Source organism: Rugamonas fusca (assembly GCF_014042365.1).
GTDB classification, from domain to species: Bacteria; Pseudomonadota; Gammaproteobacteria; order Burkholderiales; family Burkholderiaceae_D; genus Rugamonas; species Rugamonas fusca.
Window position 1 is genome coordinate 1 of the sequence record NZ_JACEZS010000069.1, and the last position, 632, is coordinate 632.

Here is a 632-nt window from a genome sequence, read left to right on the forward strand (position 1 = left end):
ACGTTGTCGCCGGCTTGACCCTGGTCCAGCAGCTTGCGGAACATTTCCACGCCGGTGCAGGTGGTTTTCACGGTGTCTTTGATACCGACGATTTCGATCTCTTCGCCGACCTTGATCACGCCACGCTCAACACGGCCGGTCACCACGGTGCCGCGACCCGAGATCGAGAACACGTCTTCCACAGGCATCAGGAAGGCGCCGTCCACAGCGCGCTCTGGCGTTGGGATGTAGGAATCGAGGGCGTCAGCCAGTTGCATGATGGCCTGTTCGCCCAGCGGGCCGGTGTCGCCGTCCAGCGCCATACGGGCCGAACCTTTGACGATAGGCAGGTCGTCGCCTGGGAACTCGTACTTCGACAGCAGTTCGCGCACTTCCATTTCCACCAGTTCCAGCAGCTCGGCGTCGTCCACCAGGTCGCACTTGTTCAGGAACACGATGATGTAAGGCACGCCCACCTGACGGGCCAGCAGGATGTGCTCGCGGGTCTGTGGCATTGGGCCGTCAGCGGCCGAGCACACCAGGATCGCGCCGTCCATCTGGGCCGCACCGGTAATCATGTTCTTGATGTAGTCGGCGTGGCCTGGGCAGTCAACGTGCGCGTAGTGACGGGTAGCCGTTTCGTACTCGACGTG

Annotated in this window: 1 protein-coding gene; it reads right to left on the minus strand. The window is 62.2% G+C overall.

The genetic code is table 11. The features are described from left to right. Positions 1 to 632 (minus strand): GTP-binding protein (locus H3H36_RS26345; protein ID WP_229220123.1); only part of this gene is annotated, 632 nt, incomplete at both ends.